Source organism: Lentzea guizhouensis, assembly GCF_001701025.1.
Lineage (GTDB): Bacteria > Actinomycetota > Actinomycetes > Mycobacteriales > Pseudonocardiaceae > Lentzea > Lentzea guizhouensis.
Genome location: NZ_CP016793.1, coordinates 1,090,239 through 1,110,675, shown reverse-complemented (window position 1 = coordinate 1,110,675; position 20,437 = coordinate 1,090,239). Strand labels below are relative to the sequence as shown.

Annotated in this window: 15 protein-coding genes, 1 tRNA gene and 3 pseudogenes; 12 read left to right on the top strand and 7 right to left on the bottom strand. The window is 69.3% G+C overall.

What is annotated here, in order from left to right; translation table 11 throughout:
- The first annotated feature begins 41 nt into the window (after positions 1-41).
- The 4 genes and pseudogenes from BBK82_RS05685 to BBK82_RS05670 all read left to right on the top strand — a co-directional run bounded on the left by BBK82_RS05685 (position 42) and on the right by BBK82_RS05670 (position 3,826).
- Positions 42-884, top strand: coding sequence for a DUF4097 family beta strand repeat-containing protein (locus BBK82_RS05685; RefSeq protein ID WP_065914053.1), 843 nt, complete (start codon positions 42-44; stop codon positions 882-884).
- Between the two features lie 16 nt (positions 885-900).
- A pseudogene (locus BBK82_RS05680) lies at positions 901-1,834 on the top strand (ATP-binding cassette domain-containing protein).
- Entirely contained in the window at positions 1,831-2,613 is a 783-nt protein-coding gene (locus BBK82_RS05675; RefSeq protein WP_065914052.1) for an ABC transporter permease, read from the top strand. The pseudogene BBK82_RS05680 and the gene BBK82_RS05675 overlap by 4 nt, the downstream one beginning before the upstream one ends.
- A 16-nt stretch (positions 2,614-2,629) precedes the next feature.
- Positions 2,630-3,826 carry a cytochrome P450 gene (locus BBK82_RS05670; protein WP_065914051.1) on the top strand — a complete coding sequence of 399 codons (1,197 nt, stop codon included), beginning with the start codon at positions 2,630-2,632 and terminating at the stop codon, positions 3,824-3,826.
- Positions 3,827-3,833: 7 nt separating this feature from the next.
- Here the strand turns inward: BBK82_RS05670 and BBK82_RS05665 are convergent, their stop codons facing one another.
- Both BBK82_RS05665 and BBK82_RS05660 read right to left on the bottom strand, forming a co-directional pair.
- Complete coding sequence (locus tag BBK82_RS05665; RefSeq protein WP_065914050.1) at positions 3,834-4,535, bottom strand: SDR family NAD(P)-dependent oxidoreductase; 702 nt, start codon at positions 4,533-4,535, stop codon at positions 3,834-3,836.
- Positions 4,536-4,578: 43 nt separating this feature from the next.
- Positions 4,579-5,565, bottom strand: coding sequence for a fatty acid desaturase family protein (locus BBK82_RS05660; RefSeq protein ID WP_065914049.1), 987 nt, complete (start codon positions 5,563-5,565; stop codon positions 4,579-4,581).
- 146 nt (positions 5,566-5,711) lie between these two features.
- On the opposite strand from BBK82_RS05660, the pseudogene BBK82_RS53770 reads away from it, so the two are divergent.
- The 5 genes and pseudogenes from BBK82_RS53770 to dnaE form a co-directional block, all read left to right on the top strand.
- Positions 5,712-6,008, top strand: a pseudogene (locus BBK82_RS53770) (FAD-dependent monooxygenase); the annotation flags it as partial.
- A gap of 116 nt (positions 6,009-6,124) precedes the next feature.
- Positions 6,125-6,556: an FAD-dependent monooxygenase gene (locus BBK82_RS53765; RefSeq protein WP_237048038.1), complete on the top strand. Its 432-nt coding sequence runs from the start codon at positions 6,125-6,127 to the stop codon at positions 6,554-6,556.
- 151 nt (positions 6,557-6,707) lie between these two features.
- Complete coding sequence (locus BBK82_RS05650; protein ID WP_065914048.1) at positions 6,708-7,772, top strand: methyltransferase; 1,065 nt, start codon at positions 6,708-6,710, stop codon at positions 7,770-7,772.
- Positions 7,773-8,036: 264 nt separating this feature from the next.
- Positions 8,037-8,699 carry a hypothetical protein gene (locus tag BBK82_RS05645; RefSeq protein ID WP_154697097.1) on the top strand — a complete coding sequence of 221 codons (663 nt, stop codon included), beginning with the start codon at positions 8,037-8,039 and terminating at the stop codon, positions 8,697-8,699.
- 132 nt (positions 8,700-8,831) lie between these two features.
- The gene (gene dnaE, locus BBK82_RS05640) at positions 8,832-12,392 is read left to right on the top strand and encodes a DNA polymerase III subunit alpha (RefSeq protein ID WP_065914046.1); all 3,561 of its coding nucleotides are present in this window, start codon (positions 8,832-8,834) and stop codon (positions 12,390-12,392) included.
- A gap of 49 nt (positions 12,393-12,441) precedes the next feature.
- Here the strand turns inward: dnaE and BBK82_RS05635 are convergent, their stop codons facing one another.
- Entirely contained in the window at positions 12,442-12,792 is a 351-nt protein-coding gene (locus BBK82_RS05635) for a VOC family protein (protein ID WP_065914045.1), read from the bottom strand.
- 151 nt (positions 12,793-12,943) lie between these two features.
- Between BBK82_RS05635 and BBK82_RS05630 the strand changes: the two genes are divergently transcribed.
- On the top strand, positions 12,944-16,369 hold the full coding sequence (locus tag BBK82_RS05630; protein WP_065914044.1) for a S8 family serine peptidase: 3,426 nt from the start codon (positions 12,944-12,946) through the stop codon (positions 16,367-16,369).
- Between the two features lie 271 nt (positions 16,370-16,640).
- Positions 16,641-18,230, top strand: a complete 1,590-nt coding sequence (locus tag BBK82_RS05625) for a glycoside hydrolase family 64 protein (protein ID WP_065914043.1) — start codon at positions 16,641-16,643, stop codon at positions 18,228-18,230.
- A 65-nt stretch (positions 18,231-18,295) separates the two neighbouring features.
- Here BBK82_RS05625 and BBK82_RS05620 read toward each other — a convergent pair.
- The 3 genes and pseudogenes from BBK82_RS05620 to BBK82_RS05610 all read right to left on the bottom strand — a co-directional run.
- Positions 18,296-18,369, bottom strand: a tRNA-Lys gene (locus tag BBK82_RS05620).
- 66 nt (positions 18,370-18,435) lie between these two features.
- On the bottom strand, positions 18,436-19,062 hold the full coding sequence (locus BBK82_RS05615) for a lysoplasmalogenase (RefSeq protein ID WP_065914042.1): 627 nt from the start codon (positions 19,060-19,062) through the stop codon (positions 18,436-18,438).
- 20 nt (positions 19,063-19,082) lie between these two features.
- Positions 19,083-19,523, bottom strand: a pseudogene (locus tag BBK82_RS05610) (anti-sigma factor); the annotation flags it as partial.
- 41 nt (positions 19,524-19,564) lie between these two features.
- On the opposite strand from BBK82_RS05610, the gene BBK82_RS53760 reads away from it, so the two are divergent.
- Positions 19,565-19,753: a hypothetical protein gene (locus tag BBK82_RS53760; RefSeq protein ID WP_237048528.1), complete on the top strand. Its 189-nt coding sequence runs from the start codon at positions 19,565-19,567 to the stop codon at positions 19,751-19,753.
- Between the two features lie 37 nt (positions 19,754-19,790).
- Here the strand turns inward: BBK82_RS53760 and sigK are convergent, their stop codons facing one another.
- Complete coding sequence (sigK, locus tag BBK82_RS05605; protein WP_065914041.1) at positions 19,791-20,393, bottom strand: ECF RNA polymerase sigma factor SigK; 603 nt, start codon at positions 20,391-20,393, stop codon at positions 19,791-19,793.
- Positions 20,394-20,437 lie beyond the last annotated feature (44 nt).

Here is a 20,437-nt window from a genome sequence, read left to right as displayed (position 1 = left end):
CCTGCGGAGACGGTTCTTCGACACCTTCTGAGGGGACAGCCATGCCTTCTTACGACACGCCAGAACCGATTTCGGTGCTGCTCGACATCTACGCGGGCTACGTCGAGGTCAAGGCGAGCGACCGCACGACGACCTCGGTCGAGGTGCGGCCCTCCGACCCGCGCGACAACTCCGACGTCGAGGCCGCGCAGAAGACCCGCGTCGACTTCGCCGGCGGCACGCTGACGGTCCGCGGCCAGAAGCGGACGTTCGACTTCTCCAAGAAGACCAGGTCGGTCGACGTGGTGATCGAGCTGCCGACCGGCTCGAAGGTCGACCTCGACGTCACGGCGGGCGGCATCCGCACCCGCGGCGTGCTGGGGGAGACCGAGGCCGACATGTCCGCGGGCCACGTCCACATCGACCGCAGCGGCCCGTTGAAGGTCGACACCGGCGCGGGACAGGTCACCGTCGGCGCCGCCGACGGCAACGCCGACGTCAAGTCCGGCAGCGGCAGCATCCGGGTCGGCGCGGTCACCGGATCGCTGACCGTCAAGAACTCCAACGGCAACACCGAGATCGGCACGGTCGAGGGTGAGCTGCGGGCCCGCGCGGCCAACGGCGACATCTCCGCCGAGCGGGTCGGTGCGCTGCTGGACGCCAAGACCGCCATGGGCTCCATCACCGTCGGCGAGGTCGTGCGCGACGCCGCCACGCTCAGCACCGCCATGGGTTCCATCGAGCTCGGCATCGCCCAGGGCACCGCCGCCTGGCTCGACGTCAAGACCGGGTTCGGCCGCGTCACCAACACGCTCGACGGCAGCGACGGCCCCGGCAACTCCACCCAGACCGTCAAGGTCACCGCCAACACGTCGTTCGGCGACATCACGATTCGCCGGGCCTGAGGGGAACAACAAGCAGATGAACGCGATCAAAGCCACCGGACTGCGCCGTTCGTACGGCGACACCGAGGTGCTCAAGGGCGTCGACCTGACCGTGCCGCGCGGCACCGTCTTCTCGTTGCTCGGCGCGAACGGTGCCGGCAAGACCACCACGGTCAAGATCCTGTCGACGTTGATCCGCGCCGACGGGGGCAGCGCTTCCGTTGCGGGACATGACGTCTCGGCCGACCCGGACGCCGTGCGCGCCGCCATCGGCGTCACCGGCCAGTTCTCCGCCGTCGACAACCTGATGACGGGCAGGGAGAACCTGTTGCTGATGGCCGACCTGCACCACCTCGGCAAGTCCGAGGGCAGGCGCAAGGCCGACCAGCTGCTGGAGCAGTTCGACCTCGTCGACGCGGCCGACAAGTCCGCCGCCACCTACTCCGGCGGCATGCGGCGCCGGCTCGACCTCGCGATGACGCTGGTGGGCTCACCACAGGTGATCTTCCTCGACGAGCCGACCACCGGTCTCGACCCGCGCAGCCGCCGCGCGATGTGGCAGATCGTGCGGGAGCTGGTCGCCTCCGGCGTCACGATCTTCCTGACGACCCAGTACCTGGAGGAGGCCGACGCTCGCCGACCGGATCGCGGTGCTGGACCACGGCCGGATCGTCGCCGAGGGCACCGCCGACGAGCTCAAGCGGCGCATCCCCGGTGGTCACGTCCTGCTGCAGTTCACCGACCCGCGCCACCTGGAGTCCGCCCAGCGGGTCGTCCGCACCGCCACCCGCGACGGTGACGCGCTCGCGTTGCGCGTGCCGAACGACGGCAGCGTCGGCTCGCTCAAGGCACTGCTCGACCGGCTCGACGACAACGCCGTGCTGGTCGACTCGCTCAGCATGCACACGCCCGACCTCGACGACGTCTTCCTCGCCCTCACCGGCAACCCCGAGAAAGTGACCCGACGATGAGCTACGTCCTGACCGACTCGGCGACGATGGTCCGCCGCAACCTCAAGCGGATGGTCCGCTACCCGTCGATGACGTTCCAGCTGCTGCTGATGCCGGTCGTCTTCCTGCTGCTGTTCGTCTACGTCTTCGGCGGCACGCTCGGCGCCGGCCTCGGCGGACCGTCCGGCGGCCGCGCCGAGTACCTCAGCTACGTCACCCCGACGATCATCCTGATGGCCATCACGGCGGCGGTGCAGGGCACCAGCATCTCGATCGCGATGGACATGACCGAGGGCATCGTCGACCGGTTCCGCACCATGAAGATCGCACGGGTGTCCGTCCTCACCGGACACGTCGTCGGCAGCCTGGTGCAGACCGTGCTCGCCATGACGTTCGTCTTCGGCGTCGCCGTGGCCATCGGGTTCCGGCCGCAGGCGAACCCCGTCGAGTGGCTCGCGATCGTCGGTCTGCTGGTGGGCATGGCGTTCGCCCTCATCTGGCTCTCCGCCGCGCTGGGGCTCGCCAGCAAGTCCGTCGAGTCGTCGAGCAACATCGGCCTGCCGCTGATCCTGCTGCCGTTCTTCGGCAACGGGTTCGTGCCCACAGACTCGATGCCGACCGTGCTGCGCTGGTTCGCCGAGTACCAGCCGTTCACCCCGTTCATCGACGCGCTGCGCGGCCTGCTGATGGGCACGCCGATCGGCAACAGCGGCTGGATCGCGCTGGGCTGGTGCGTCGTCATCGGGTTCGGCGGCTACCTGTGGTCCAAGAAGCTCTTCAACCGCGAATCCACCCGCTGAGAAGGAGAACGAACCGATGTTGCAAGGCTTACCGACCGACCGCGACGCAGGCCCGTTCGTCCCGCCGAGTGCCATCACGGCGGTGCGCTCGGAGCGTCCGGTCAGCCCGATGCTCTTCCCCGACGGCCACGAGGGGTGGCTGGTCACCGGCTACGAGGCCGTCCGGCAGGCGTTGGCGGACACCAGGTTCAGCTCCCGCCAGGACCTCGGGATCCTCCACGTCCCCTACCCGATGCCCGGCTGGCCGGAGCAGACCGAGCCGTCCCCGCAGGAGCCGGGCATCTTCCTGAGCATGGACCCGCCGGACCACACCCGGTTGCGGCGCAAGCTCACCGGCGCGTTCACCGTCCGGCGGATGAAGGCGCTCGAAGAGGGCATCATCGCCGTCACCGAACGGCAGCTCGACGAGCTGGCGGAGCTCACCCCGCCGGTCGACCTGGTCGCCGAGTTCGCGCTCCCGGTGCCGTCACTGGTGATCTGCGAGCTGCTCGGCGTGCCGTACGCGGACCGCGAGACCTTCCAAGTGAACTCCTCGAAGATGATGGAGCGGGAGATCTCGCTGGAGGACAAGATGGCCGCTTACACGGCCATCTACACCTACCTGGCCGACCTCGTCACCGCCAAGCGCGCCGAGCCCGCCGACGACCTGCTGTCCGACCTGGCCCGCGACGAGGACCTGAGCATCCCGGAGCTGGTCGGCATGTCGTTCCTCCTGCTGCTCGCCGGGCACGAGACGACGGCGAACATGCTGGCGCTGGGCACGTTCGCGCTGCTGGAGCACCCGGACCAGCTGGCGGCGCTGCGGACGGCACCGCAGCTGATCCCCGACGCCGTCGAGGAACTGCTGCGCTACCTCACGGTCGCCGACGTGTTCTTCCGCTACGCCGCGGAGGACATCGAGTTCTTCGGCGAGAAGATCCCGCAGGGGTCGACGGTCGTCCTGTCGTTGCTGGCGGGCAACCACGACCCCGAGCGGTTCGACCACCCGGACACGTTGGACGTGCACCGCAAGGCACGCGGCCACCTGACGTTCGGGCACGGCATCCACCAGTGCCTCGGCCAGCAGCTGGCCCGCATCGAGATGCGCGCCGGTTTCGAGGGGTTGCTGCGTCGGTTCCCGACGTTGCAGCTGGCCGTGGCGCCCGGTGAGGTGAAGCTCAGGACCGACATGAACATCTACGGCGTGCACGCCCTGCCGGTCACCTGGGAGTAACAGCAGGTCAGACGGTGAACCCACCGTCGGCGTTGATGGAGGCACCGGTGACGTACGCACCGGCGTCCCCCGCCAGCGCCACCACCACCTCGGCGATCTCCGCCGCCTCCCCGTACCGCCCCAGCGCGGTCAGCCCGCGGATCGTGTCCGCCATCGGCCCGTCCGCCGGGTTCATGTCCGTGTCGGTCGGACCGGGGTTCACGATGTTCGCGGTGATGCCCCGCGGTCCCAGCTCCCGGGCCAGGCCCTTGGTCATGCCGATGAGCGCGGTCTTGCTCGCCGAGTACAACGCGAAACCGGGGAACGGCGCGTACACCGCGACGTTGCTGCCGATGCTGATGATCCGCCCACCGTCGTGCATGTGCCGTGCCGCCGCACGTGAAGCGAGGTAAGGCGCACGGACGTTGACCGCCATGGTGTGGTCGAACTCGGCACGGCCGATCTCGTCCAACGGCCCGACCTGGAACACGCCCGCGTTGTTCACCAGCACGTCGAGCCGGCCGAACTCCGCGGCGGCCGAGTCGACCGCCGCGACCACCGCGTCCGGGTCCGCGCTGTCGGCCTGGAACGCGATCCCGTTTACCGGCTTGGTGTTCTGGTAGGTGACCGCCACCCGCGCACCCAGCGCGGCGAGCTTGGCGGCCACGGCGGCCCCGATCCCGCGGCTGCCACCGGTGACCAGTGCTGCTTTGCCTTCAAGTGATCCCATGGGGCAAAGCCTGGTCGAAGGACAGCCGCGGGTCTGGCGGGAATCAGACGGCGGGTTTGGCGCGCAACGGCGCCGCGGCCTCGTGCAGGTGTTCCAGGACGTACCCGTACGAGCGGAACAGTCCGCATTGGGCGTAGGAGATGTCGTGCTGCTCGCAGAACTTCTGCACGATCACCTGGGCGTGCCGCAGCGCGGGCCGCGGCATGCTCGGGAACAGGTGGTGCTCGATCTGGTAGTTCAGCCCGCCCAGCAGGAAGTCCACGAACCGGCCGCCGGTGATGTTGCGGGAGGTCAGCACCTGCTTGCGGAGGAAGTCGAGCGAGTGCCCCGCCGAGAGCACCGGCATGCCCTTGTGGTTGGGGGCGAACGAACATCCCATGTAGAGGCCCCACAAGCCCTGGTGCACCAGCACGAACGCGATGGCGTACACGGGGGAGAGCACCCAGAACACGACGCCGAGGTACACGACGATGTTCGCGATCATCACGTACCGCTCCCGGCCGGAGTACTTGATCGAGTGCCAATGCAGTGCATAGCCTTCGAGCAGCAGCAGCGGGAAGAACAGGTAGGCCTGGCGGGCGGCGATCCAGCGCAGCGGGCCGCGCTTGGCCGCGCTCTGCTTCTGGGTGAACGCCAGCACCGAGATGTCGACGTCCGGGTCCTCGTCCTCGTGGTTGGGGTTGGCGTGGTGACGGTTGTGCTTGCCCACCCACCAGTCGTAGCTGACCCCGACCAGTCCACTGTGGAAGTACCCGGCGATCTCGTTCCAGCGCCGGGACGCGAAGATCTGCTTGTGGCCGGCGTCGTGGCCGATGAACGCCAGCTGGGTGGTCATGATCGCCAGCACGACCGCCACCGCCAGCTGCCACCAGGAGTCGCCGAGCAACGCGAACGCCACCCAGGCCGCTGCGTAGACCAGCAGGTTGACGCCGATGCGGACGTAGTAATAGCCGCGCCGTCGCCGCAGCAGGCCGGCCTGCTTGATCAGGACGGACAGCTGGGCGAAGTCGCTCGCCTGCCGAAGCACCATTTGTGCAGTTTGACGTTCTTCTGCGGCAAGTCAATGCACAACCGGTGAAGGATCCCTGAAACCCGTGCGCACGCGCCTGTGACGTGGGTGGCAACACGATGGAGTGATGATCATCATCGGGTCCGGCGAGCCGCACGCGCCCGGTCCTGGCGAACCTGCTGCGCGCCGAGGGGATCGAGACGCTCGTCGTCGAGCGCGCGACCAGGGAGCAGGTGCGGACCAGGGCGCGGGCCGGGTTCCTCGGCCCGGACAGCGTCCGAACCCTGGCGCGGCACGGTCTGGCCGCCGGTCTGCTCCACAAGGGACGCTCGCACGGCGTCTGCGCGTTCCGCACCGGGAACGGCGAGTTCGAGCTGGACTGCTCCACCCTCGGACGGGGCGAGGTGCACACCGTGTACCCGCAGCAGGATCTCGTCACCGACCTGGTCGGCGAGTACCTCGACCGCGGTGGCGACATCCGGTTCGGCGTCACCATCACCGGCGTCGACCCCTCCACCAGCCGGGCAACGACCCCGCTGCCTGGGACGACGACCGGATCTGGGCGGCACTGGCCACCCGGATGCGGACCGACCGGTTCGGGCCGCTGCGGTGGGGCGCCATCACCGAACGGCGCCTGGTCCGGTTGCGGTCCGAGGTCACCGACCCGATCCAGCACGGCAGGCTGTTCCTCGCGGGTGACGCCGCCAGCCTGATCAGCCCGTCCGCAGCCAAGGGCGCCAACCTGGCGATCATGGAGGCGGAGGTGCTGGCCCGCGCCCTCGCCGCCGCCGTCACCCGTGACGACGAGCAGGCGCTCGCCGGCTACACCCGCACCTGTCTCCCGCGCATCTGGCGGGCCCAGAAGTTCTCCCACTGGATGATCGACCTGCTGCACGGCCCCACCGGGCCGGACGCCGGGTTCCAGCGCGCGCTGCGCACGGCTCGGCTCGGCAGCCTGCGCGACTCGCGTGCCCACCAGAACTACTTCGCCGAGCACTACGTCGGCATCTGAGCTACCGGGAAACGTCACATGATCTCAACCAGGACATCCGTCCTCGCCGCGGTCGACCTCGACCGCCTCACCGCGGCGACGGCCCTCATCGGCGCGCACGACACGCACTCGGCCCTCGCCGCCTTCACTGGACGCCGACCAGCGCGCGGCCGTGACCAGGCACGCCGCCCTGGACCACGCCGCGTTGCTGATCTTCCCGGAAACCCTGAGCGGCCTGGCCGACGAGCTGGCCCGGCACGGCCTCGACGTCGGCGCGATGACGCCCAGCGTGGTCGTCCGTGAACGCCTGAGCAGCCGCTACGGCGTTCCGCTCGCCGATCTGGAGGTCGGCATCCTGCTCGCGCCCGTGGCCGACCGCACCGGCCGGCCGTGCGAGCTGGAGATCTTCGTGCTGGTGACGCCGCCGGAGCTGGCCCCCATCGCCGAGGACGAACGCCGGCACGAACGCGAGAACCACGTCGCACTGGCCGTGCGCCGCCCCGACCCCGTCCTGGTGCGCGGCCTGCGCACGTTGCTGACCTCGGTCATCGGCCCGGACGGCGGCGGTTACAACGGCTACGAGGACAACACCGTCCTGTACTTCCGCGACGCCCACCGCGCCGACCCGGCGTTCCGCCGCCTGGAGCTGACCTCCACCGGCCGGTTCCCGCAGCTGCTCGCCACCCACCGGCGCGAGTCGTGCGCCGGCACCTCGCTGCTGCGCCTGTTCACCGGCGTCACCAAGGTCGCCGACTTCACCACCGCCCGCACCGTCGTCGACATCGCCGGCGGCAACGGCGAACTGCTGGCCCGTGTCCTGCACACGGCCCCATGGCTGCACGGCGTCCTGCTGGACCTCCCGAACGCCCTGGACGCGGCATCGGTGCGGCTGGCGGGTCTGGACTCGAGGGTGTCGCTGGTCCCCGGTGACTTCACGCGGGCGGTGCCGGACTCCGGCGACGTCTACCTGCTGTCACGGGTGCTGCACGACTGGGACGACGACCAGTGCCGCACGATCCTGACAACGTGCGCACGCGACATGCCCGCACACGCCGAGCTACTGGTCATCGAACGGTTGCTGCCCGACGGGCCGGACGACTCGCTCGCTATCCCGTGGGACGTCCACATGCTGTGCAACACGGGTGGGCGTGAACGCACCGAGCCGGACTACCGGGCGTTGCTGGCGGAGGCGGGGTTCGAGCTGGTGGAGACGTGCGCGCTGCCGTTGGACGCGTAAGTGATGCGCGCACGGCGGGCGAACTAGGGCGTGTCCCGTGAGTCTCGTCCGCGATAGTCGCGGCCGAGGGCCCCGGAGGCGGTACCGCCGCACCACCCGAATACGCCCGGTATGAGGGCGCTGCGGCGGCACCGCCTCCGGGACTCTCGACCGTGACTCTCATCGAACGGACTCACGGGACACGCCCTAGGACCACGGGCTGAGCCCGGACATCGGATCGTGGGCCGATGTCCGGACTCTTCGTCGTTCATAGCGTTGCGGCACATGAGAGTTGTCGCGCTCGTGCTCGGTCCGGTGGTCTGGTTCGCCGCGTTGCTCGTGCGGCACCTCGGGGTGGAGACGGCCGGGTTCACCGTCGCCGAACGCGCGCGGTTCGACGCCGAGCCGTTCGCCGCTCCCGAGCAGCTGGCCGCCTACGCCCGCAACCCGGAGCTGGTCACCGCCGGGTACGCCCTGTTCGCGCTGGCCGCGATCCTGTTGTGCGCCACGGTGGTCGTCTTCGCCCGCGAGATCGGCGGCCGGCTCGCGCTCGCCGGAGCGGCGCTGTTCGTCGCGTCACTGTTCGCCAGGCTGTACTTCTCCGGCATCGACCTCGCCGCGTTCGAGCTCGTCGACCGGACGGGTCTGGAAAAGGCGACCGAATTCGTCATGAACGCCTATGTCGACCTTTCCTACGGCCTGTGGCGCGTTCCGGTGACGGCTTCGGTCGGGTCAATTGCCGGAGCGGTGGTGCTGGCGGTCGCCGGCTGGCGGGCGAAGGCGCTCGGAGTCGTGCGGTGCCTGTTGTTGCTGTCGTTCGGGTGGGTGTTCATGGGAGTGCTGAAAGAAGCGGATCTCGCCACCGTCGTGCACGGAGGAATTGTGGCCATTGTGTTGTTCGGCTGGTCCGCGGTGAATTCTGAGAAAAGGGCGTGGATCATTCTCTGACCACCGCAAATGTTGATCTTGAAACGATCCGGCGCGTGCCCGGAGGTCTCCGCCCGGCTCGGGCTAGGCTGTGCGTCTGGTCCGTGCTGGGTCCGGCACAGTCGATGGCCACGATGTCGGGAGGTCTCCGCCTTGTCTGGGCAGTCGTTCGTCCACCTGCACGTCCACACCGAGTACTCGATGCTCGACGGTGCGGCCAAGGTGGCCCCGCTGTTCGAGGAAGCCGGGCGGCTGGGCATGACCGCGGTGGGCATGAGCGACCACGGCAACATGTACGGGGCCGACGAGTTCTACCAGACGGCGACGAAGACCGGGATCAAGCCGATCATCGGCATCGAGGCCTACCTCGCGCCGCACAACCGGCTGCACAACAAGCCCGTGTTCTGGGGCGACCCGTCCCAGCGCGGCGACGACATCTCCGGTGCCGGCGCCTACACCCACATGACCATGTGGGCCAAGAACGCCGAGGGCCTGCGCAACCTGTTCCGGCTGCACACCGAGGCCAGCAAGACCGGCTACTACTACAAGCCGCGCATGGACCGGGGGCTCGTCGCCGAGCACTCCGAGGGCATCATCGCGACGACCGGCTGCCCGTCCGGTGAGGTGCAGACCCGGTTGCGGCTCGGTCAGATCGAGGAGGCTTACCAGGCCGCCGGCGACTACCAGGACATCTTCGGCAAGGAGAACTTCTTCCTCGAGCTGATGGACCACGGTCTCAGCATCGAGACGCGGGTCCGCGAGGACCTGCTCGCGATCAGCAAGAAGCTCGGCATCCCGCCGCTCGCGACGAACGACAGCCACTACGTCACCAAGGAGCAGGCGGACACGCACTCCGCGTTGCTCTGCGTGCAGTCCGGCAAGATGCTGACCGACCCGAACCGGTTCAAGTTCGACGGTGACGGTTACTACCTGAAGTCGGCAGCCGAGATGCGCGAGGTCTTCAAGGAGCTGCCGGAGGCGTGCGACAACACGCTGCTGGTCGCCGAGATGATCGAGTCGTACGACGACGTGTGGACCCCGCGCGACCGCATCCCGAACTTCGAGGTCCCCGAGGGCGAGGACCAGGCGTCCTGGTTCCGCAAGGAGATCCGGCGCGGCCTGGAGTGGCGGTTCAAGGGGCAGCCGGTCCCCGAGGACTACATCAAGCGCTGCGACTACGAGGCCCAGGTCATCATCGACAAGGGCTTCCCGGCGTACTTCCTCATCGTCGCCGACCTGATCAACTACGCCCGCAGCGTCGGCATCCGGGTCGGTCCCGGCCGTGGCTCCGCGGCAGGCGCCGCCGTGTCGTGGGCGATGGGCATCACGAACATCGACCCGATCCCGCACGGTCTGCTGTTCGAGCGGTTCCTGAACCCCGAGCGCACCGCCATGCCCGACATCGACATCGACTTCGACGACCGCCGGCGTGGCGAGATGATCCGCTACGCGAGCGAGAAGTACGGCGCGGACAAGGTGGCGCAGGTCATCACGTTCGGCACGATTAAGACGAAGGCCGCGTTGAAGGACTCGGCGCGCGTGCACCACGGCCAGCCGGGCTTCGCGATCGCCGACAAGATCTCCAAGGCGCTGCCGCCGCCGATCATGGCGAAGGACATCCCGCTCAAGGGCATCGTCGACAAGAGCCACCCGCGCTACGGCGAGGCGGCCGAGGTGCGGTCGCTGCTCGAGACCGACGTGCAGGTGAAGGAGATCTTCGACACCGCGCTCGGCCTCGAGGGCCTGATCCGCAACGCCGGTGTGCACGCGTGCGCGGTCATCATGTCGAAGGACCCGCTCACCGAGTCGATCCCGCTCTGGTACCGCCCCGACGGCTCGTTCATCACCGGCTGGGACTACCCGTCGTGCGAGAACATCGGCCTGCTCAAGATGGACTTCCTCGGTCTGCGCAACCTCACGGTGATGGGTGACGCGATCGACAACATCCAGGCCAACCGCGGTGAGGCGGCGGTCCCGGACTTCGACAACCTCTCGCTGGACGACCCGGAGACCTACGCGCTGCTCGGCCGCGGTGACACGCTCGGCGTGTTCCAGCTGGACGGTGGCCCCATGCGTGACCTGCTGCGCCGCATGCAGCCGACGACGTTCGAGGACATCGTCGCGGTCGGCGCGCTGTACCGCCCCGGTCCGATGGGTGTGAACGCGCACAACGACTACGCCGACCGCAAGAACGGCCGCCAAGAGGTCAAGCCGATCCACCCGCAGCTCGAGGAACCGCTCAAGGAGATCCTCGGCGAGACGCACGGCCTGATCGTCTACCAAGAGCAGATCATGTTCATCGCCCAGGAGGTCGCCGGGTACTCCATGGGCCGCGCGGACGTGCTCCGCAAGGCGATGGGCAAGAAGAAGGCGGAAGTCCTCGCGAAGGAGTTCGAGGGTTTCCGCGAGGGCATGCGCAACGACCCGCGCGGGTTCTCCGACGAGGCCATCCAGGCGCTCTGGGACACGATCCTCCCGTTCGCCGGCTACGCGTTCAACAAGTCGCACGCCGCCGCGTACGGCCTGATCTCCTACTGGACCGCCTACCTCAAGGCGAACTTCCAGGCCGAGTACATGGCCGCCCTGCTCACCTCCGTCGGCGACAACAAGGACAAGTCGGCGGTCTACCTCGCCGAGTGCCGCCGCCTCGGCATCAAGGTCCTCCCGCCGGACGTCAACGAGTCGGCCCTGCGGTTCAGCGCGGTCGGCACCGACATCCGCTTCGGCCTCGGCGCGATCCGCAACGTCGGCGCGAACGTCGTCGAGTCCATCATCAAGACCCGCCAGGAGAAGGGCGCCTACACGTCCTTCACGGACTTCATGGACAAGTCCGAGCTCGTGGTGTGCAACAAGCGTGTGATCGAGTCGCTGACGAAGGCGGGCGCGTTCGACTCGTTCGGCCACCCGCGCCTGGGCATCTTCCAGGTGCACGAGGACGCGGTCGACGGCGTGGTGCCGATCAAGCGCAAGGAGGCCGAGGGCCAGTTCGACCTCTTCGGCGCCGACAGCGGCGACGAACCGGACGACAGCACCTCACCACTCGCGCACCTCAAGATCGGCGCCGACGAGTACCCCCGCAAGCAGATGCTCAGCTACGAGAAGGAGATGCTGGGCCTCTACGTCTCCTCGCACCCCCTCGACGGCGCCGAACGCATCCTGCGCAAGCACGCCCCGCGCCCCATCGCCGTGATCCTCGACGACCCGCCCAAGGAAGGCGAGCTGATCGTCTCCGGCATGATCTCGTCGATCGAGCGCCGGGTGAACAAGAACGGCCAGCCCTGGGCGATCACCGTCATCGAGGACCTCGACGCCTCGATCGAGGTGCTGTTCTTCCCGAAGTCCTACGAGGTGCTGAAGGACGACCTGGAGCTCGACTCCGCCGTCTGCGTCAAGGGCCGCGTCAACTGGCGCGAGGACAAGATGGCGATCTTCGGCGACGGCGTCATCCCGCTCGACATCAGCGACGCCGAGCTGAACCCCGACGCCGACCCGCCGATCGTGCTGGGCCTGCAGGTGAAGAACCTGACGCCGGAGATCGTCGAGGAGCTGAAGCTGACGCTGAAGTCGCACGAGGGCCACGTGGCCGTGCACCTGGAGGTCCAGCGCCGCGACAAGACGAAGGAGCTGCTGGTCGTGGACAACTACCGCGTCCAGCCGACGCCGTCGTTCTTCGGCGACCTCAAGACGATCCGCGGTGTGACCGTCCAAAGGTGACAGTCCGTGTCGAGGGGACGGCCGCTGTTCGCGGCCGTCCCCTTCGCCGTCACCAGGAGACGAGGCAGAACGGGTGGCCGGCGGGGTCCGCGTAGACGTGGAAGCGCTCGCCACCGCCCGGCAACCGCCGCGCGCCGAGGGCGAGCGCCTGCGCACCGGCGGCGTCCAGGTCGTCGACCCGGACGTCCAGGTGCATGGTCGCCGACTCGTCCGGCCACTTCGGCGGCTGCCACCCCTCGACCCGCGCGAACGCCAGCCCTGGCCGGTCGGGGGCGTCGCCGATGACGACGAACCCGCCGTCGTCCTGCACCCGGACCATGCCGAGCACCTTCTCGTAGAACTCCGCGAGGCCCTGCGGATCAGGGCAGTCGATCACCAGGCCGTGCCAACGTCCGATCATGGCGCGCAGTGTGGCACCGCACGCGGACAACGCCTGTCCTGATTGTCCTGGTCGTCCTGCGGCAACTGATCGAATGCAACCTGCCGCGGCCCCGACCCAGTTGTGTGCAAGTGAGCGGTTGACACCGTTCGATCACCTCTGGGGAGGACACGTGCGCTTAGCGCGTTGCATCACGGTCGCACTGCTCGCCGTCGGGCTGCTGAGCCCACCGGCGACCGCGCAGGCGGCACCGGAACCCGCGGGGTCCGGGGCACCACCGGCCGACGTCATCACGCTGATCAGCGGTGACGAGGTCGTCGTGAGCGAGAAGGGCGAGCTCGTCAGGGTCGAGGGCAGGCCCGGCATGACGTTCGCCCAGTACGTGCAGAACGGCCACCAGTACGTGGTGCCCGCCGACGCCGTCGCCGAGGTCGCGCAGAACCGGATCGACAAGCGGTTCTTCGACGTCACCGCCTTGCACGCATACGGCTACACCGACGCCAAGACCGACCGGATCCCGCTGCTGGACAACGGGTTCCGGGCCGCGGGCGTGGTGAAGAAGGAGGAAGCGGCACAGCGCTGGACGCAACGTGGCGTGACCGCGCTGGGCGGCGGGAAGCTGTGGCTCGACGGCAAGGCGCGGACCACGTTGGACGTCAGCGTCCCGATGGTGGGCGCGCCCGCCGCGTGGGAGGCCGGGTTCGACGGCACCGGCGTCACGGTCGCGGTGCTCGACACCGGCTACGACCAGCAGCACCCCGAGTTGAAGGACGTCGTGGCGGTCGCCAGGGACTTCACGACGCAGGGCGTCCAGGACAACGACGGGCACGGCACGCACGTCGCCTCCACGATCGCCGGGCGCGGGGAGAAGTTCCGCGGCGTGGCCAAGGGCGCGAAGCTCGCGGTCGGGCGGGTGTGCGAGCTCGACGGGTGCCCGGAGAGCGCGATCATCGCGGGCATGGAGTGGGCCACCCGCGAGGTCAGCGCCAAGGTCGTCAACATGAGTCTTGGCGGGTACGAGAGCGACGGCACGGATCCGTTGTCGCAGAGGGTCAACCAGCTCACGGCGGAGACGGGCGCGTTGTTCGTGATCGCGGCGGGCAACTACGGCGGCTGGCAGAAGGTCAGCACGCCCGCGGCCGCCGACGCCGCGCTGGCCGTGGCGAACCTGACCAAGTCCGGTGAGGTCCACGAGTCGTCGTCACGCGGGCCACGGGCGGGCGACCTGGTGATGAAGCCGGACATCGCGGCACCCGGCGAGAACATCGTGGCCGCCCGCGCGGCCGGCACGCGCCCGGACCAGGCCGTCGACGACCTGCACTCGCAGCTGTCCGGCACCTCGATGGCGGCACCGCACGTGGCGGGTGCGGCGGCGATCCTGCTGCAGCGCAACCCCTCGATCGGCGCGGCCGAGCTCAAGGCGCGGCTGATGACCACGGCGAAGCCGCTCGCGTTCTCGCCCGACGACGGCGGCACCGGCCTGGTGGACGTCGGCCGCGCGGTCTCCCAGCAGGTCACGGCGGACGCGGGCAGCCTGTCGTTCGGCCTGGTGACCTGGCCGCACACCGAGCCGGTCACGAAGACCATCACCTACCGCAACTCCGGTGACCAGCCGGTGTCCCTTGCACTGCAACACGACCTGGGTGCCCGCTTCACCGTCGCGCCGTCCGTCGTCGTGCCCGCGAACGGGTCGGCGTCGGTCGACGTCGTGCTGGACCCCGGCAAGGGCCTCGGCGCGTTCTCCGGACGGGTGCGGGCGACCGCGGCGGGTGTCGAGCTGACCACGTCGGCCGGCGGCACCGTCGAACCGGAACGACACGGGCTCTCGCTGAAGGTGACCGGCCGCGACGGCAAGCCCGTCGGCAACGGCTGGGTCGTCCTCGTCGACCTGGCCACGAAGGACTCGTCGGTGCTGGAGCTCGGCCAGGACGGCACGCTCTCCGCCCGCCTTCCGGTCGGCGACTACGCCGTGCTCGCCCGTTTCGCCGAAGGCACGCAGGGCCGCACCTGGTACGCACCCGCGTCGGTGACCGACGTGTCCGGCAAGGTGTCGACCGCCGCGGACGTCTCCGTGCACCTCGACCTGCGGCAAGCGCGCCCGATCTCGTTCGAGCTGGACGACTCGCGGGTGACGCCGCTGTACCGGCTGACGACGATGAAGGTGCCGGTCAACCCGGCCTTCCGCGACTCGATCTGGTCCAAGGTCGACGGCCGGGTCCCGGTCTACGGCCTGTCGTTCGGCGAACCGGTGCCCGGCCTCGCCTACGACACCCTGCTCGTCGCGGCACAGCCGAAGATCACGACCACCAGCGGTCTGCCGGTGAACTACTTCACCGACAGCCCCTACCTGCCGCAGGGCGACCACACCTACGACGTCGTCGAACGCGGAAGTGCCGACGTGCGCGGCAAGATGGTGGTGGTGCGGTCCGGCGACGAGTTCCCGTTCATCGTGGCCAGGCAGCTCAAGCAGGCCGGTGCGACCGCGGTGCTGTGGGCGGGCCCGCCGGGGATGGAGTTCTTCGACCGCGCCGAACTGCCGGTGATCACGGTGGCCGAGCACCTCGCGTCCCAGATCCCCGCGAGGCTGACGTTGCGCGCGCTGACGACGTCATCGGTCTCGTACACCCTGCACCAGGGCGAGAAGGGCGCGCTGCCGGCCGGGAAGACCTACCGCGTCCAGCGTTCCGGGCTCGCCGAGGTCAGGGCGCGCTACTACACCTCCGGCGCCGACAGCACCGTGACGACCCGCAACTACCCGGTCGTCGGCGGCGTGCTGAACCCCGACCTCTTCATCGAGGAACCGCTCGGCTCACCCGCCACCCGCACCGAGTACTTCTCGCCGGGCCGCTGGTACAACGAGGGAGCGGTCGGCCGGTTCAGCGACGGGGACGACGCCTTGACGCACTCGTGGGCCAACTTGAAGGCGGCCCAGTACGAACCGGGCCGCCACTACGAACGCTCGACCCAGCGCGGGGTCGCCGCACCACGCCTCGGCAAGGCGGAGGCCCCGTGGCCCAAGGGCGGTGGCGTGTACCGCCTGCACCCGCACCTGCACGCGGACATCTCCCCGTTCGGCACGAGCACCGCGGTGGAGAGCAGGGTGCTGAACAGCAGTGTCCACATGGAACTCAAGTGCGACGGCGTCTCGCTGGGCACGGATTTCCTCTACAACAGCCGTTTCTACGCACCCGCACGCGACGGCCGCTACACCCTGGACCTGCACGCGACGCGTGACCGGGTGGCGCTCTCCACCGATGTGCGCACCACGTGGGAGTTCTCCTCACCGGCCGACGGCAAGCTGCCGCTGCTGGAGATCGACTACGCCCTGCCGCTCGACCAGCGCAACAGCTGGAAGGCAGGCGTGCCGATGCCCGCGAAGTTCACCGCCGCACGCCAGGCGGGCGCGGGCAAGGCCGACATCGTCGACCTGCGCGCGTACGCGTCGTTCGACGACGGTGCCACCTGGGTGCCGGTGGCCGGTCTCGTGCAGGCGGGGGGAACGCCGGGCGGCTTCGTGTCGTTGCGCGTGACCGCCCGTGACAGCGAGGGCAACACCGTCGACCAGACGGTGCTGCGCGCGTACCGCCTGAGGGCGTGAGCACGTCGGCGGTGGAGCAGGTGACCTGCTCCACCGCCGATCGCGTCGTCGGCCGTGCGATCTGGCCGGCCGGTGCTCCGTGAGATCGCTGTGAAATGGACTCCAATCGGGCTGTCCCGGCTTTCCCGTCGGTATTGACAAGGCTCGTACCTGCGAACAACCATGGAAGCGCTCTCATAACCGGTCTGGACCAGTTCTCGGAGTGAAGGCCACCGACCGCCCTGAACCGGTCGGTGTCCTGCTGACGGAGCACCCCTGCACAAGGAGTCACATGCGTACTCGAACGAAGTGGTTGAGCGCGCTCGCCGCACTGGTGGCGGCCACGTCGGCGGCTGTCGCGATCGCGCCCGCCCAGGCGATCGGCCCCGACCTGCTGCCCCTCAACGTCACCAACAACAGCGGCCGGTCCGAGGCCGTGCACCTGTACGTCCTGGGCACCGACATCCGCAACGGACGCCTCGGGTACGTCAACCAGGCGGGCACCTTCACGCCGTGGTCGCCCGGCGGCAACCCGCCCACGCCCGCACCGGACGTGTCGATCGCCGGCCCCGGCCTCGGCGGCACCGCCACGTTGCGCGTGCCCAGGTTCATCTCCGGCCGCGTCTACATGTCGTTCGGCGAGAAGCTGAAGTTCTTCCTGACGCCCGACGGCCTGGTGCAGCCCGCGCCGTGGGCGTCCGGCGACCCGAACAGCGGCATCCTGTTCGACTGGAGCGAGTTCACCTACAACGACGCGGGCCTGTGGCTGAACAGCTCCCAGGTGGACATGTTCGCCGTGCCGCACGCCGTCACGGTGACGGGCGCGAGCGGCGCCACGAAGAAGACGGGCGAGCTGAAGTCCGGCGGCCGCGACGCCGTCATCAACGGCATCCGCAACCAGGCGGGCTGGGCCGGCTCGATCATGTCCCGCCCGGACGGCACGGTGCTGCGCGTCCTCGCCCCCGGCAAGGCGGCCGACGTCGGCAACTTCGACCGCAACTACCTGGACCCGTACATCACCCAGGCCTGGAACGCGTACACGGGCAAGACGCTGACCGTGCAACCGTTCGGCGACCGCCCCGACGTGAAGTACTTCGGCCGCACCTCCGGCAACACCATGAACTTCACGAACACCGCCGGCCAGCAGGTCGCCTCGTTCGCCAAGCCCTCCACCTCGAACGTCTGGGGCTGCGACGGCGCCCTGCACGCCCCCAACGACCAGGTGATCGGCCCGATCGCCCGCACCCTCTGCGCCGCCCTGCACCGCACCACGCTCGGCCGCATCGACACCCAGCCCGGCGGCGGCCCCGCGGACTTCTACCAGGGCACCATCACCAACCACTACTCGCGCCTGGTGCACCAGAACATGGTGGACGGCAAGGCCTACGGCTTCGCCTTCGACGACGTGCAGGCCCAGGAGTCCCTGGTGCACGACGGCGACCCGCGCTCGGCCGGCATCATCCTCACCCCGTTCAGCGGCAGCTCCAACCCCCAGCCCACGCTCGGCAGCATCGTCAGCAACTGGCACAACAAGTGCATCGACGTGCCGAACTGGAACTTCGCCGACGGCCAGCGCCTGATCGTGTGGGACTGCACCGGTGGCACGAACCAGAAGTTCGAGTTCGTCAACGGCACCCTGCGCACCGAGAACAACAAGTGCGTGGACGTGGCCTGGGGCTCCACCGCCAACGGCGCCGCCGTCCAGCTCGCCACCTGCTCGGGCAACCCGGCCCAGCAGTTCGTGCTGAACGGCGCCGGTGACCTGGTGAACCCGCAGGCGAACAAGTGCGTGGACATCGCGGAGTGGAACCCGAACAACGACGCGGTCCTGCACATGTGGGACTGCGTGGGTGGCGCCAACCAGAAGTGGCGCCGCGGCTGACATCCGGTCCGGTACCGAAACGCGGAGAAGCGGGTCGAGAGGAATCTCGACCCGCTTCTCCGGTGTACGCCGCCAGGGACTCGAACCCCGGACCCGCTGATTAAGAGTCAGCTGCTCTAACCAACTGAGCTAGCGGCGCTTGTTTGTGTGCCGGTGTCCTGCACGTTCCGACGAGAAGAACGTTAGCACATGCCTGAGGGTCCCCTTACGCGGGCTCCCCGTCCGCCGAACCCCCTCGCGCGAACCCGGTGTGCAGCAGCCACTGCGCGGCCGTGTACGTCGGCATCACCCCGGCCGACGCGACTCGGGCCGTTCGTCCGGAAAGGACGAACCGGCTCGACCCCAGCAGGGCGTCCGAGAGCAGGAAGAGCGTTGCGCCACAGACAACTCGCCGGGCACCGGTGCCGCGGGCGGTTGAGGCGGCGGCCACCATCGTCCCCAGGGTCAGCGCGTACAGGGCCACCGGACGTCCCAGCGGACCGGCAGCGCGACCGAACAGCCAAGCTCCGGCGGAGGAGGCGGCCACGATCGGGAGGACGGCGCCGCGCGAGCCTGGCTGGGAGCGGCGGGCCAGGGCTGTGGTGTAGCCCACGTGGGCGGCCAGGAAGCTGACGAGGCCGGTGCGGAAGGCCTGGTCGGAGTCGCCGAGCAGGGCCACGTCGCCTGCCCACGAACCGGCCAGGCCGAGTGCCATGGCCGGGTCACGGGGTGGGGTGGCGACCGCGAGGGCGGGCATCAGCGCTGTTTTGGTGACCCTGCGCACGCGGTTGGGGCGGCGCAGGGCCGCGATCGAGTCCACGACCGCGGCCAGCGCGTAGGCCTGCTTCTTCATGGCGGGCAGCGTAAAGCAGGTCAGGCGAGCGTGATGACCATCACCGGGGTGGTGGTGGGCTTCTCCGAACCTCCTTGCGGCTCAACGGTGACCGCCACCTTCTGCGGTTCGGGGACTCCGCCGGCGAGCACCGGGGCCGAGTCGGTGAGGACGCCGGCCGAGTGTTCGCCCGTCGAGTTGACGAGCCACAGCTGGTAGACGTGGTCCGGTGGTGGGGCGGGCATTGAACGGCTGAGGAACAGCACCTCGTTGCGGCTGGGGGAGATGACGGCGGTGCCGGTGGAGCCGTCGGGGCCGTTCGCGTTGAGCAGCCGGGCGTCCGGTGTGGACAGCAGGTCGGAGAACCGGCCGTACTCGGCGGCGAGCTGTTCGAGTTGCCGGGACTGGTCGCCGGGGGTGGCGACCTGCACGGTGAGCACGATGCCGGCGACGAGGCAGGCCGCGGCGAGCAGACCGCCCGCGGAGCGCCAGCGGGGGAGCGGGACGGGGGTCCGCGGGCGAGTTGGCGGGTTTCGCTCGCCGCTGCCAGCACGCGGCGCGGAGCTGGGGTGGTGGCGCGTGCTCGGCGGCGACGCCGAGGCGGGTGGCGGTGGCCGCGAGCTCGGCGACCTCGACCGCGCAGCTCGTGCAGCGGGCGAGGTGGATCTCGAAGGCCGCGCGTTCGGTGTCGGACACCGCATTCACGGCGTAGGCGCCGGTGAGCGTGTGCAGATCGACGGACGTGGTTCTCATCCGGTCACCCCCATGCAGTCGCGGAGCCGGATCAGGCCGTCGCGCATCCTCGTCTTGACCGTGCCGAGCGGGAGGCCCAGCAGGCTCGCGACCTCCGGGTAGGAGTAGCCCTGGTAGTAGGCGAGCAGCACGGACTCGCGCTGCAGCCCGGTCAGGAAGCTCAGGCAGCGGCGCACCTGGCGTTGTTCGAGCCGGCCGGAGACCTGTTCGCTCACCTCGTCGAACGGCCTGGCCGGGTCGAGGCGGGCCACGTGCTCCTCGCGGTTGCTCGCCGCCTGGGCGGAACGGACGCGGTCGACGGCGCGGCGGTGGGTCAGCGTCATCATCCAGGTCATCGCGCTGCCTCTGGCCGGGTCGAACCTGGTCGCGGTCCGCCACACCTCGAGCATCACCTCCTGGAACACCTCCTCCGACTGCGCCTGGTCCCGCACAACCCGCCTGATCAGGCCGAACACCGAGCCGGACACCACGTCGTAGAGCTTTTCGAACGCGGCTTCGTCGCCGCGCGCGACCAGGGGCAGCAGGTCGTCGGCGGACGGCTCGGCCGGTCCGCCGGGCTCCGGCGGCAGGCTGTGCAGCGACCGCTCGAGCTTCGGCATCGTGCGTCCTCTCCTCGGCGTTGTCTACAGGTGTTCGCTGCAGC